Raw genomic sequence first — 13,169 nt, 5'->3', positions numbered from 1 at the left:
ATTCATGAAAAAAATCCTATTCCTCCTTTTTGCGATAATCATAAGTTCTTGCAATTCAAAAAATAAAGATCTTGTAGAAAATCTGAATACCATTCCAGCGCCTGGAGAAGCAAAAATCAATGGTATCTCTCTAGTAGCGACTAACAATCCAATTACAGCACCTCAAATAACACCGCTAGCAGATTTTAACGCAAATTATACAGCTATCATTCCATATGCATGGATGCGAGGTCTAGATGAACCAGAAATTTTCTATAGTGAGGAACGAGGTGATTGGGGTGAAAAATCCAATGGTGTAAAAATTACCAATCAGCTGTTGAACGATCAAGGTATACAAGCCATGATCAAACCTCAATTATGGATAAGACGCGGCGACTATACTGGCAATATTGAGCTGACAAAAGAGGAAGAATGGCAGCTTTTAGAAAAAACCTATTCTAGTTATATTATGCGTTTTGTAAAAATAGCCGAAGAGAAAAATATACCACTTTTTTGTATTGGTACTGAGTTAGATTCTTTTGTGGAAGCCAGACCTAAATACTGGAACAACCTCATCAAAGAAATTAGATCTATTTATAAAGGTAAATTGACCTATGCGGCAAACTGGGATAATTATAAACGAGTACATTTTTGGAATGACCTTGATTATATTGGTGTGGACGCCTATTTCCCGATGTGCGATCTTAAAACTCCTGATACAAAAAATATAGATGCCAGTTGGAAAAAATGGAAAGAAGAATTGGCTTTCGTATCTCAAAAGCACGATAACAAGAAAATTCTATTTACCGAATACGGTTACATAAGTGCAGACTTTGCTGGTCGCGAGCCATGGAAAAATGCTCCTAAAGAATATGAAGTAAATCAAGAAGCACAGAAAATTCTTTATGAAGGCCTTTTCAAAAACGTTTGGAATGAAGACTGGATGGCAGGTGGCTTTTTCTGGAAATACCATGCTGAAGACAGCCGCTGGCATGGCTTTGAAAAACGTTTTACACCTCAAGATAAGAAAGCAGCACAAATAATCACAGAGACTTATGGGAAGTCGAGTTAGGATTTAATGTTTAATGTTTAATGTTTAATGTTTAATGTTTAATGTTTAATGTTTAATGTTTAATGTTTAATGTTTAATGAAAATCGAAATTCTCAATTTAATTAGCAAGGAAAAAGCCGAATTCATTCGGCAAATAGAAAGAACGCTGAAAGCGACAAAACAGATTCCTAGCGGCAGAATTTATTCTGCCAGCAATGATTATTGAAACGAATATGGTGGATTTAAACGATAATGTAAAAAGCCGAATTAATTTTAAATTAGAAAAATTATGAATAATGAAAGAAATAATACTCTTTTTAAAAAATAGCTGGACATTGAGAGTTGTGTTAATTGTGATGGCAATATATTTTGCTATTCAAATTATAGTTGGTGAAAGCGTAAGTCTATCAGAAATTCCTATTATGTTTTTAGTTGGTATCTATGTGGTATGGGGTTTTGTAAAAAGACCAATAAAAAAATAACACGAAACCTTTCCCTAACCCTTAAGTGTAGGTTTCTTAAATATTTAAACTTGAAATTGAATATAACGCCTTAAACCTTTTAGATTTCAAAACCATAATAAAAAGAACGCCGAAGGCGACAAAATAAATTCCTAGCCGCGGACTTCAGTCCGCTCGTGAGAATGGGAAAGAGAAAAAGAAACAAAATGAAAAGATTTAGAATTATAATAATTGCAGCTGTCCTTTTAGGATCAAGCCAGATTACAAACGCACAACTCCTCCAAAACAAAAAGCAGTTTACTAGACAAGATTCTCTAAGAGGTTCTATCACTCCAGAACGTGTTTGGTGGGATTTAGTTCGCTATGATTTGGATGTGAAAGTGGAGCCAGAAAAGAAATTTATTTCAGGTTCTAATACGGTAACTTATACAGTTCTTGAATCACAGCAAGTCATGCAAATCGATCTTCAAGAACCTATGAAGATTACTAAAGTATTAGGCAATAACAAAGAGTTATCGGTAACTAGAGAAGGAAATGCTCACTTTATAACTCTAGAAAAAGAACAAAATGCAGGCGCAAAAAACAGCATACAGATATTCTTTGAGGGAAATCCACGACAGGCAAAAAACGCTCCTTGGGATGGTGGTTTTTCTTGGAAGAAAGATAGCAATGGCAAACATTTTATAGCTACTTCTAATCAAGGATTAGGTGCTAGCGTGTGGTGGCCATGTAAAGATCATATGTACGACGAGCCAGAAACTGGAATGACCATCGCTATAACTATACCGCAAGGATTGACAGCTGTTGCTAATGGTCGACTCACTGATGAATCTTCTAAAGACGACGGAACCAAAACTTTTGTATGGCTGGTAGAAAACCCTATTAACAACTATGGTGTGAATATCAACATAGGTGATTATGCAAATTTCTCTGAGGTCTATGAAGGAGAAAAAGGACCTCTAGATATGAATTACTATGTTCTTAAAGACAATCTAGAAAAAGCCAAGGAACACTTCAAAGATGCTCCTAAAATGATGGAAGCTTTTGAACATTGGTTTGGTCCTTATCCGTTTTATGAAGATAGTTTCAAACTCGTAGAAGTTCCTTATTTAGGAATGGAGCACCAAAGCTCAGTTACTTATGGTAACAAATATGTAAAAGGTTATTTAGGCAATGATCTTTCTGGTAGCGGTTGGGGAATGAAATTTGATTTTATCATTATTCATGAAGCAGGACACGAGTGGTTTGCAAACAATATTACTAATAAAGATATAGCCGACATGTGGATTCATGAAAGCTTCACAGCTTATTCAGAAAGTTTATTTTTAGACTACCATTATGGAAGACAAGCTAGCGGTGAGTATGTCATTGGAACACGTCGCAGTATTAGAAATGACCGACCTCTTATAGGTCAGTATGATGTGAATCATGAAGGCTCTGGTGACATGTATTATAAAGGAGCTAACCTTTTGCACACGTTAAGAACCATAACTAATGATGATAAGAAATGGAGAGAAATTTTACGCGGTCTCAATTCAGATTTTTATCATCAAACGGTTACAACCGCACAAATAGAAAACTATATTGCTGATAAAATGGGAATGGATTTAAAACCTGTTTTTGATCAATACCTGAGAGATGTGCGTGTTCCCGTTTTAGAGTATGCCATGGTAAAAAAGAAAATGCATTACCGCTGGACCAATGTAGTAGATGGTTTTGAGATGCCTATCCAAATATTAATTGATGGAAAAAGCGAATGGATAACACCTTCAACTAAAATTCAAAAGCTGAAATTGCCTAATTCAAAAGCAGTTCTTGAGGTGGTTGAAGATTTCTACGTGGATTATAAATTGCAAAATAAACTGGATTAATTATGGAATACGCCAGCTTATCGGATAGAATAAAAGCTTTGGTAATTGATCAGATTATCCTTATCGTTACAATGTTTATGACATCCGAAGTATTGGGTAATTTTGAGAATGTCCCCACATACTTGAGATTCATCCTTTTTGTATCCTATTTCTTTCTTTACGAGCCTGTTTCTATCGCTTTTTTCAAAGGCACGATAGGACAGCAGTTTATTAATATAAGAGTTGAAAATGAGAAAGGTAACGCCGTCAACTTCTTTGCAGCTGTTTTAAGAATGATCATCAAATATTCCCTTGGATGGATTTCCCTACTTACCGTGCATGGTGACTCTAGAAAACAAGCTATTCATGATAATCTAGTTAATTCCCTAGTTCTAAGAAACTAACTCCTTTAAACAATCCTCAACCGTTTCATGTTCAAATTGAAAACCAGCATCTAACAATCGCTGCGGATATACATATCTGCTTTTTAGCAGCAATTCGGTTTCTGTATTTATGATGGTGCTAGCTAATTCAAGTAACCAAACTGGTTGCGAAATACCTATAGAAACACCTAACTGTTTTCGTAAATCACTCATAAAATCTTTGTTGGTTTTAGGATTTGGTGAGGTGATATTTACAGATCCAGATACGTTAGAGTTGATCAAAAAATCTAAGACTTTACAAAAGTCATGGATATGAATCCAGCTTATAAATTGGTCGCCACGACCTTGCTTGCCACCCATTCCTAATCTTGTGATGGTTTTTAGTTTTGGAAAAGCGCCACCATTTTTACCGAGAACGATAGAAGTACGAAGTGCAATTTTACGCACACTAGGTATTTCAGTAGCATAGAATTCTTTCTCCCATGATTTGGCTATATTCATAGAAAAATCATCACCTATCACGCCAGTTTCTTCTGTATTTATGGTCGTTTCAGAATGTACATAAATAGTCGCTGTACTTGCATTAAGGAATACTTTTGGCTTATGGATAGCTTGTTCTATAGCCAGATTTAATATGCGCGTGCTGTCAATACGTGAGTTTAAAATCGCAGCTTTATTCTTATCGGTATAACGGCAATCCACTGATTTTCCCGCTAGATTGATCAATACCTCAGCATCTTCTAGATGCTTGGTCCACTCACCTAGATCTTTACCGTTCCAGTAAGTGGTGTCTTTGTTCCGCTTTCGCACTTCGACTGCGCTCTGTGTGAACTTCTGCGTCGTTGCACTCCTTGAAAGCGAGATCACAACAAACCCTTTTGCCTCAAAATAATTCTTGAGAGCGATTCCTAAAAAGCCGGTTCCACCAGCGATAACAACTTTTTTCATGAGAATAGAGCCTATCCCTAACCCTTTCCAAAGGAAAGGGAACAAGCATAGTTTTTTAAATTAAACTTTAATTGAATATCCAGATAATTGAGAACAAAACGACGGTGCGGAAAGATAACCAAGAAATCGTAGGTAGATAACCGAGATTCATATTGCTGCAGCGGCGTAAATGTTCTAATAACATGATTCCTACCACAACCATAAAATAGACTAGAAAAACGATTCCTGAGAAGTCAAAAAACGAATTCATAAACAGTAACGGCAATAATAAAATTCCTCCAAGTGTAGAAACGGCACTCATATTGCCTAGATAATCCCAACTGTTTTTACGAGACCAAAGTAAAATCATAGTTCCTTGCCAGACAACCTGACCAAAACAGATTATATATTCTACAAACCATGGTGTTGTAAAACCAAAATAGTTCGTAATGTGATTGGTGTAGGAGTTGAGCACCAAACCGGTAAATAAAGCCGTAAGCACTATAAATAGCGTGCGATAAAAGTAGTTGAAATCTGGCTCGCAAACTCTATCTTCTGCAGGACTAGGCGCATTACCTGCAATGACTTTCCTATTATAAGTAATGAAATTATAGAGTTGTTTTAAAGGCAGATAAACTAGCGGAAATTGCAATGGTTTCTTGATCCAGTTTTTGCCTTGAGCAAATATTTCAATCATAGAATCAAGACCATAAATTGTTTTACCTGTAACGGTATCGTGCAGCGCCACTTCGTTTTGAGCGCGGTGCATATCGATCGAGCAAGTCAACTCCTCACCTACTATTTGATATGGTGTGATAGATTCTTGATCAAGCATGTTGAACTTCTTAAATGTCTTGCCATAAATGTTGCACATAGGGCAATTCTGGTCGATGAGTAATTTGTGATTTGCGATCATGATGTTTTAATTTAAAGTGATGTTTAATTGAATTTCTCTTCGGTATACTTATAGTTCTTATATAGGATATGCATAAAAACTATAGACATCAATCCACAACCTGTGAGCGGTACCAAAAAGAAATCATGGAACGAATTCTGTATAGAAATTATAAATATTGTAAGTAAACAAACACTTAATATGCTGTAAATATTAAGCTTGCGCTGTATCTCTTTCGGCAACTCGCTATATTTAGAATACAACCAAAATGCAGACATAACTTGTACAACACCAACTACAGGCATCATTAGTAGACCTAGATAAATGGTTACAAAAAGTACCAACATGATAATAAAAAGAACTAGATTGAGTTTATACAGAGATTTCATAATTTATAGTTTTAGAACTTTCAATAAAAACTGAAAGTTTAATTTAAATAAAAAAGCTACGAGATCGCTTTGATCAGCTTTTTCATGTAGTTGTTGCTGTTTATTTTAGTCATTAGATTAGTTAAGTTCTCCATTTGGCTTACAAAATCAGATAGGTCAGAAATTAAAGTTTGAAAATGTTCAATTTCTTCTTTGTTACCTTCAAGTTTGGCGGCTTTGAGCTCGTTAAGTAATCGTCTCACCGGTTCCAGCTCTCTTCTTTTGCGCTCTTCCATAATATTTTGCGCAATAGAATGTACATCATGAAGTGCTATAAAGAATTCTTTACGTTCTCCAAGAACGGTTTCTTTTCTTACCAATCTCCAGTTGATCAACTCGCGTACGTTTGTATTCACGTTACCTCTAGAAAGCTGGACTTCTTCCATGATCTCGTCCGTACTTAATCCATCAGGATGAGAAAGCAGCAGTGCATGGATTTGCGCCATGGATTTAGATATTCCCCAAGAGCTTCCTAAAGAACCCCAAGCCTGAATAAATTTTGATCTACCTTCTTCTAATTTCATTCGCCAAATATACAACTACTTTTTAAACTTTCAATAATTATTGAAAGTTTTGTTTGATTCACAATTCCCTAAAAATCTGCACTTACAATGATTTGATATTTATTTTTGTATTTTGATCTAAATTTATAGTGTATGAAGCTTTTTTGTAACCTTTTTTTACTTTTTTTCGTTTTAACAAACCTATCGTGCAGTGACAACAACGATGACACAACAATTAATGAAGGAGAAAAAATTTTTGATTATGATTTAGTCTTACGAAGTCAGCTGGAGATTGACACGTTTGCCGCAGAAAACTACACTAAAATTACTGGTGATGTTGTTATCGACGGCTATGATTTACAACAAAATGAAATTACGAATCTAAATGCATTAAGCTCTATTAATATTATTGAAGGCGATCTAAGTATCATTTCTACTAATGTGAATACGCTTAATGGTTTGCAAAATATAGAATCTGATATCAAATCATTGAGGATTACAGATAATGAGCAATTAGTAAGTATCAATTCTTTAGAAAACGTCGTTAATTTTAGTTCTATAACTATAGAAAATAATGCGGTGCTACAAAATCTAGAAGGATTAGAAGGTGCTCAAGAAGTAGAATATGTTTCCATACATAGGAATGAATTATTAACAAGTTTAGATGGTTTAGATAATTTGAATGTGGTAAATTCAAGTCTTGATATTAGAACTAATGTTTTGATCACTGATATTTCTGGTTTGAGTAATTTACAAGCCGTGAACAGTTTATTCATTGGACATACTCAATTAACTAATCTTGCCAGTTTATCAAATTTACAAAACGCTCAAACAATACATATACAAACTAATCCTGCTCTACAAAGTATACACGGATTAGAAGGAATCACATCTGTTGAAAGTGTAGAAATTAACAGAAATGAGGCTCTAACAAGTCTTAACGGATTTCCAAATGGCATTTTAACTTTAAATCAGTTAGAAATTGTAGGTAACATTATGCTCAACGATATTTCTAATTTGAATAATTTAACATCAGTAGATGATTATATTTCAATTAATAATAATATGTCATTAGGAACAATTGATTTGCCAAATTTAACCAATGTTGTAAATTATTTTAACATTCAAAAAAATGGAATAACTAATCTAAACATTGATGGGCTTCAAAATTGTGGGCGATTATTAATTGAAGATAATGATCAATTGACAAATTTTCAAAATAATAGTTTAACTTCTATTCCAATACTTACCTTCAGAGATAATCACCAATTAAATCACCTCTTATTTTCTAATTTAAATAATGTAGGTAGTCTCACTTTGGATGATAGCGATTTCGCTCAAGGTTTTGATTTTCCAAACCTCACAAACATCTCTGGTAATTTAGTGATAAGTTATAATAATAATTTGCAAAACCTAAACGGTCTAACATCATTACAACATGTGCAATTTATCAATATAGTTATCAACCCTAATTTATCAAATTTTTGTGGTTTGAACACTTTAGCTGCCAGTATTACTTTAGATAGTAATAATTACAATGAAGCAGGTAATTTTTGCAATATTAACTCTAATATGCTAAACCCTGTTGAATGTAATTGTAATTGAAGATGTTTTACTTAAAATCATGACCCAACAACAAATCATAGACAAAACCGTAGAGTTTGTAAAAAACACCTTAAAAAATGCTGAAGGTGGACACGACTGGTTCCACATAGAACGAGTTTGGAAAAATGCCAAATTGATCGCGCAAAACGAAAAGTGCGATCGTGTCATCGTAGAATTAGGAGCACTTCTCCATGATATAGCCGACTCAAAGTTTCACGATGGTGATGAAACCGTTGGCCCAAAAGTAGCACGAGAGTTTCTGGAGTCTCTTGAAGTTCCAGAAGATGTAATTCTCCACATAGAAAATATCATCAAATACATTTCTTATAAAGGCGGTCATCAAAGCAAAAATTTTACCAGTATAGAATTGGACGTAGTTCAAGATGCTGATAGACTGGATGCGATAGGTGCCATAGGAATCGCGCGTACTTTTAATTATGGAGGTTTTAAAAATAGAGCTATCTATAATCCTGAGATTGCTCCAGATTTAAACATGACTAAAGAACAGTACAAAAAAAGCACTGCGCCCACTATCAATCATTTTTATGAGAAACTGCTATTGCTTAAAGACTTAATGAATACTGAAACTGGTAAGAAAATCGCACAGCAACGTCACTACTTTATGCAGGATTTTTTAGATCAGTTTTATGCCGAGTGGAATGGTGAGAAATAACTAATTTTGCTTTCTACTTAATTCTATGAATCCAGGACCTTTTGCTCAAAATAACCGTCAGTTTTTCCTGATCAAGCTGCAATACCTAGGTTTTAGATTTCATGGCTGGCAAAAACAACCCAACAACATCCCAACAGTAGAACGTATGGTATTGAGAACCTTGCGTTATGTTTTTGATCATTCTAATTTTAAAGTTCTTGCCGCTGGAAGAACAGATGCAAAAGTATCGGTAAATGAAACTTGGATTGAATTATTCCTAGACGATTCTAAAGAGTTAGAACCAGATTCATTCCTAGCCGACTTTAATCAGAATTTACCTAGCGACATTAGAGCGTTAGAAATTGAGAAGACAGGCAAAGATTTTAATGTCATTCAAGCTCCTAAAATTAAGGAATACATTTATCTTTTTTCGCATGGAGAAAAGTTCCATCCGTTTTGTGCATCTATGATGGTATATATGAAAAGTGAGCTGGATATAGAAATCATGCAAACGGCAGCTCGATTATTTGAAGGAACACATGACTTCTGGTCGTATACTTATAAACCTTCTGAAACCACAGAAACTACCTCAACTATTGAAAGCTGTTACATTGAAAAGAATGAGCTTTTTACCGCAAACTTTTTCCCAGAAGAAAGTTTTGTTTTCAGAGTGACAGGAGCAGGATTTAAGCGTCATCAAGTACGCCTTATGATGGGAATGTTGATTGATTTAGGAATGCACAAACTTACTTTAGAAGAGTTTGTAGAGACATTAGATGGTAGCAAAAAAATACATCTTTCTCATATCGCACCATCTAGTGGTTTGATGCTTTACAAAAGTGAGTTTTTGTAATTCTTTTATTTAAAGTATTAATAAGATCATGAATTTTGACTGAAATTTAATTTACTTTTAAATTGACATCAAAATACACCAAGAATCTTGTAACCCTTTCAAAAATAAAGCGGTCACTATTTACGACCACCTAAATTCACAATCTTGAAGCTTTATTTAAATTCAATAAAAAACATCTAACTTTCTAGGCGCTTTTGTCTCAGTATTATAACGCTATTACATTTTATTAAGAAAGATCAATCAATTATTCTCGTAAAGCACAAGTGTTAATTCTTCTACTTTTTTAAATTCAACATCAGCTGTAATAAGAGGAAAATCTAGATATAACGCAGTTGCAATTATAATGCTATCAGGAAGTTTAGTTCCGTAGGATTTGCGTATTCTTATAGTTTCTTCTTTTACAGTCTTATTAATAGAAATGGTTTTACATTGAGATATAAATTCACTAATGACTTCTTCCTCAGAAGTAGCAATACCTTTAAAAGCTAGTAATTCCAACTCTGTAATTACCGAAATATATAATTGTTTACCATCTAGCAGTTCAGCCAATGTCTGGTCTCCGTTTAAGAGATACAAAATAATGTTTGTATCTAAAAAGAGCTTATTTCCACTCATCACGAAATTCTTTTTGAATATCTAAAGCATCTTTCGGTATATTTATTTTGCCTACAAATTTTTTTACATCTACACCTTTAGGTTTAAAATCCTGGGATAAATTTTCTAATATTATTTTGATGCTTTTTTTTGTCGCACCTCTCTTGATTGTCATTACCATAATTGAAAATCTTATTATTTCAAATATACTTAAAATACATCTTTCTCACATCGCACCATCTAGTGGTTTGATGCTTTACAAAACAGAATTTCAAAAAACCGAATCATAGAGTATTGTTAAAGTGAAGTTTTCGTGATATGTAGTGTCTATTTTTAAAGCCAATTAAAAACTTTATCATGAAAAAATACATTTTATTACTTGCGGTAATCTTATCTACTTCATCACTTTACGCACAAGAATTTAGTCCTGTAGATAAAAGCCCGATGGATGCTGCATTCTTTCCTGCAGATGCTGCAAAACGTGCCTTTAGAAAAGGTGTTACTGAGCCTAAAATTAGAGTTCTTTATGGCAGACCTAGCTTAAAAGATAGAAACATATTTACTACTGAAGACAAGAAAAAAGATGGCATTACTGTTTACGGTAAGTCCTGGAGATTGGGTGCCAATGAAAGTACAGAGCTATTGTTGATGCAAGACGCAATGATAGGCGATAAACTAGTTAAAGCTGGCCGTTATTCTATCGTAGTAACTCCTACAGAAAAAGAATGGACGTTCCATATCAATTCAGAAAATGACGGTTGGGGAAATTATTCTCACAAGCCAGAACTTGATGTGGTAACGGTTTCCGTTCCTGTAACTATGGATAGTGAAAGTTTGGAGCAATTAAGCATTACCATGTATTCTCCTAATAAAGACAACACAGTTCACCTTAAAACTGGATGGGGAAAATACAGGACAGAACTTCCTATCGTATTGAAATAAAAAAATTCTTTTGAATAGAAAGCACTTCGGTTTTAATTAATCGAGGTGCTTTTTTTAGTTTTCGCTTTCGCGAAAGCGAGAACATAATATCCCTTTTAGTTATCAATAACCAATCTTCCTTGCCAGGTTTCTTGAACATCCACGGTGGTAGGTCTTGATTTCAAGATAACATCGCCGTAACCATTTATGATCCCAGATATATTCTCTCTTACGTCCACATTCCAAGAAGCTGTCCCACGATGAAAGATCTGCGCATTTTGAATAATTAGATCATTTGCAATCAGCCTTCCATCGCCTTCATCCCAATTGAAATCGGCATTTTCTACAGTTCCTGAAAGATAGAAATTGCTTAGTTTATTAGTATTGATAGTAAGGTTTAGAACATCCAGTTGCAATCTAAAATCTCCCGTAGAATGATAAAAATCCTCTTCTGGGCCATCGTTAGAAAGTAACGTTAGATTATCCCAGCCTAAAACACCTTCTGACCGCACGTCTTCTCCAGTACTGGATCTTATCTCAGTAATATTGGGCGACGTGACTACAACCTCGGTGATTCCATAATCTCTAACAAGGTTGCAGCCGTTATTATTAACGACTTCTAGTCTACCATCATTTACGGTAACATCCACATCATTTAAAAGGTTCTCTCCAGTTTTTACCACTACTTTTTGAATTGGTCCATCTTTTACGGTCAGTTTCAAACGTTCAAAAACCAAGATCTTATCAAAAGACTCTAACTCATATTCTTGTTCGATAAAGTCACCAGCAGCTTGAGTACAGTTCAAACCATCTTCTGAATCACAGGAGATAACAAACAATATCAATAGTAATGACGGCCAGTAAAATGCTTGAGTAAATTTATAATTCATCTTCATAATCTATATCCTATTCCAAAACTCACACCTTCAGCCGCAGCGCCATGAGATTTGAGCGTTAAACTTGCAAAAACATGATCTGTAAGTCTTCTTTGCAATCCCATTCTATTATAAATACGAGATTCAAATGGTATAGGCCAATACACATAATAACCGAATTGTGTCAAAACACTGGTTTTACCCAAATGCAATTCATGACCTATAAAAACGCCCACTCGCTGGAAGTTTTCATCGCCAGTAATTCCTTCTTCTAGAAAACTATTAGCCTGATAGTCTCTATATTCTTTAAGAAATTCACTTATAAAAACTTCTGTTCCTGCATTTAAACTACTCTTAATATTGATTCTTTTATCGGCATAAAATGAAAAGTCGTAAAACGGAAACTGTCCACTACCACGGTAATCACTTTCATTAAATCCAGTTCTTGCAACAAAGTTGTAATGAATAGGCTCAGAATATTTTCTTTTCTCCCAAATCTTGAATTCTGGAATATTTTCTTTATTCAACGTATAGTTCAATCCAGCTTGAAAAAACCAAGTGTTTGTAGAATTATTAGGTGCTCTCACATTTGCATTAGAATAATGAATGATAGTTGCGCCAGCGTGAAAACCTAATCCTTTTACAATATTCTCTTTTCTGTAAACCGCATTGAGGTAAGTAGTACTTGTAATCGTAGAACCATAAGCATTGTTTCGCGGATTCTCAATCTCATCAAAAGGCTTTGTCACATAAGCAAGCCCTTGACCTATTCTCAATTGGAAATTACGATTGAAAAAATGAAAATTATAATGAGCATAAGCGCTGTAAGCCTCACCCAACTCGTAGGTTTTCATGTCTTGGTAAGCCGCACTAAAACCCCAATCTGGAAACCCAAATCTAGATTGCCATTCTTCTTCACCAAAGGTTTTGCGATTGTAACTCAATAAAATTCCTGTAGGATGATCAGTGATTAAGTGTGCGATATCCGGATTGTGTTCTAATATCGAACCATATAAAAAAGAGGCGTCTAGCGTTGCCACTTTTGGAAATTCTTCTGTAGTTTGTGCGGTAACCGCTTTCGCGAAAGCGAGACAAATTAATAAACCTAAACACGTTTTAAACATATAAACGAAACTACGATAGAAAAGTATCCAAAAATCAATCAATGTAAACCTATCTCGAATTTAATCGA

General features: G+C 34.5%; 16 protein-coding genes. 8 read left to right on the top strand and 8 right to left on the bottom strand.

All coding sequences use genetic code 11. The features are described from left to right. The first annotated feature begins 4 nt into the window (after positions 1-4). From DDD_RS08700 to DDD_RS08685, 4 genes are all read left to right on the top strand, one after another. Entirely contained in the window at positions 5-1,051 is a 1,047-nt protein-coding gene (locus tag DDD_RS08700) for a glycoside hydrolase family 113 (RefSeq protein WP_015362460.1), read from the top strand. 275 nt (positions 1,052-1,326) lie between these two features. Next, positions 1,327-1,512 carry a hypothetical protein gene (locus tag DDD_RS08695; protein WP_015362459.1) on the top strand — a complete coding sequence of 62 codons (186 nt, stop codon included), beginning with the start codon at positions 1,327-1,329 and terminating at the stop codon, positions 1,510-1,512. A gap of 185 nt (positions 1,513-1,697) precedes the next feature. Next, the gene (locus tag DDD_RS08690; protein WP_015362458.1) at positions 1,698-3,362 is read left to right on the top strand and encodes a M1 family metallopeptidase; all 1,665 of its coding nucleotides are present in this window, start codon (positions 1,698-1,700) and stop codon (positions 3,360-3,362) included. A 2-nt stretch (positions 3,363-3,364) separates the two neighbouring features. Next, positions 3,365-3,745, top strand: a complete 381-nt coding sequence (locus tag DDD_RS08685; protein ID WP_041567046.1) for an RDD family protein — start codon at positions 3,365-3,367, stop codon at positions 3,743-3,745. Here DDD_RS08685 and DDD_RS08680 read toward each other — a convergent pair. From DDD_RS08680 to DDD_RS08665, 4 genes are read right to left on the bottom strand one after another with little or no spacing between them, the layout of a single operon-like run. After that, complete coding sequence (locus DDD_RS08680; protein ID WP_015362456.1) at positions 3,734-4,717, bottom strand: TIGR01777 family oxidoreductase; 984 nt, start codon at positions 4,715-4,717, stop codon at positions 3,734-3,736. The genes DDD_RS08685 and DDD_RS08680 overlap by 12 nt on opposite strands. Positions 4,718-4,739: 22 nt before the next feature. After that, positions 4,740-5,567 (bottom strand): hypothetical protein, encoded by an 828-nt coding sequence (locus DDD_RS08675; RefSeq protein ID WP_041567045.1) that lies wholly within the window; start codon positions 5,565-5,567, stop codon positions 4,740-4,742. Between the two features lie 23 nt (positions 5,568-5,590). Further along, the gene (locus DDD_RS08670) at positions 5,591-5,935 is read right to left on the bottom strand and encodes a hypothetical protein (protein ID WP_041567044.1); all 345 of its coding nucleotides are present in this window, start codon (positions 5,933-5,935) and stop codon (positions 5,591-5,593) included. A 56-nt stretch (positions 5,936-5,991) separates the two neighbouring features. Next, complete coding sequence (locus tag DDD_RS08665; protein WP_015362454.1) at positions 5,992-6,498, bottom strand: GbsR/MarR family transcriptional regulator; 507 nt, start codon at positions 6,496-6,498, stop codon at positions 5,992-5,994. A gap of 132 nt (positions 6,499-6,630) precedes the next feature. Between DDD_RS08665 and DDD_RS08660 the strand changes: the two genes are divergently transcribed. From DDD_RS08660 to DDD_RS08650, 3 genes are read left to right on the top strand one after another with little or no spacing between them, the layout of a single operon-like run. Next, entirely contained in the window at positions 6,631-8,082 is a 1,452-nt protein-coding gene (locus tag DDD_RS08660; protein WP_015362453.1) for a hypothetical protein, read from the top strand. 19 nt (positions 8,083-8,101) lie between these two features. Beyond that, entirely contained in the window at positions 8,102-8,755 is a 654-nt protein-coding gene (locus DDD_RS08655) for an HD domain-containing protein (RefSeq protein WP_041567391.1), read from the top strand. A 25-nt stretch (positions 8,756-8,780) separates the two neighbouring features. Then, positions 8,781-9,587 carry a tRNA pseudouridine synthase A gene (locus tag DDD_RS08650; protein ID WP_015362451.1) on the top strand — a complete coding sequence of 269 codons (807 nt, stop codon included), beginning with the start codon at positions 8,781-8,783 and terminating at the stop codon, positions 9,585-9,587. A gap of 240 nt (positions 9,588-9,827) precedes the next feature. Here DDD_RS08650 and DDD_RS08645 read toward each other — a convergent pair whose 3' ends face one another. Together DDD_RS08645 and DDD_RS17975 are read right to left on the bottom strand one after the other, a co-directional pair. Beyond that, complete coding sequence (locus DDD_RS08645; RefSeq protein WP_041567043.1) at positions 9,828-10,202, bottom strand: type II toxin-antitoxin system VapC family toxin; 375 nt, start codon at positions 10,200-10,202, stop codon at positions 9,828-9,830. Continuing rightward, the gene (locus DDD_RS17975) at positions 10,189-10,356 is read right to left on the bottom strand and encodes a hypothetical protein (RefSeq protein ID WP_158441681.1); all 168 of its coding nucleotides are present in this window, start codon (positions 10,354-10,356) and stop codon (positions 10,189-10,191) included. The genes DDD_RS08645 and DDD_RS17975 overlap by 14 nt, the downstream gene beginning before the upstream one ends. 182 nt (positions 10,357-10,538) lie before the next feature. Here DDD_RS17975 and DDD_RS08640 point away from each other — a divergent pair, with 182 nt between their 5' ends. After that, positions 10,539-11,123, top strand: a complete 585-nt coding sequence (locus DDD_RS08640; protein WP_015362447.1) for a DUF2911 domain-containing protein — start codon at positions 10,539-10,541, stop codon at positions 11,121-11,123. Between the two features lie 95 nt (positions 11,124-11,218). Here DDD_RS08640 and DDD_RS08635 read toward each other — a convergent pair whose 3' ends face one another. Continuing rightward, on the bottom strand, positions 11,219-11,992 hold the full coding sequence (locus tag DDD_RS08635; RefSeq protein ID WP_015362445.1) for a head GIN domain-containing protein: 774 nt from the start codon (positions 11,990-11,992) through the stop codon (positions 11,219-11,221). A 2-nt stretch (positions 11,993-11,994) separates the two neighbouring features. Further along, entirely contained in the window at positions 11,995-13,101 is a 1,107-nt protein-coding gene (locus DDD_RS08630) for an acyloxyacyl hydrolase (RefSeq protein WP_015362444.1), read from the bottom strand. Between the last annotated feature and the right edge of the window lie 68 nt (positions 13,102-13,169).

This window comes from Nonlabens dokdonensis DSW-6 (genome assembly GCF_000332115.1).
Lineage (GTDB): Bacteria > Bacteroidota > Bacteroidia > Flavobacteriales > Flavobacteriaceae > Nonlabens > Nonlabens dokdonensis.
Note: the sequence above shows the minus strand (reverse complement) of the source record. Positions and strands in the feature narration are given on the sequence as shown.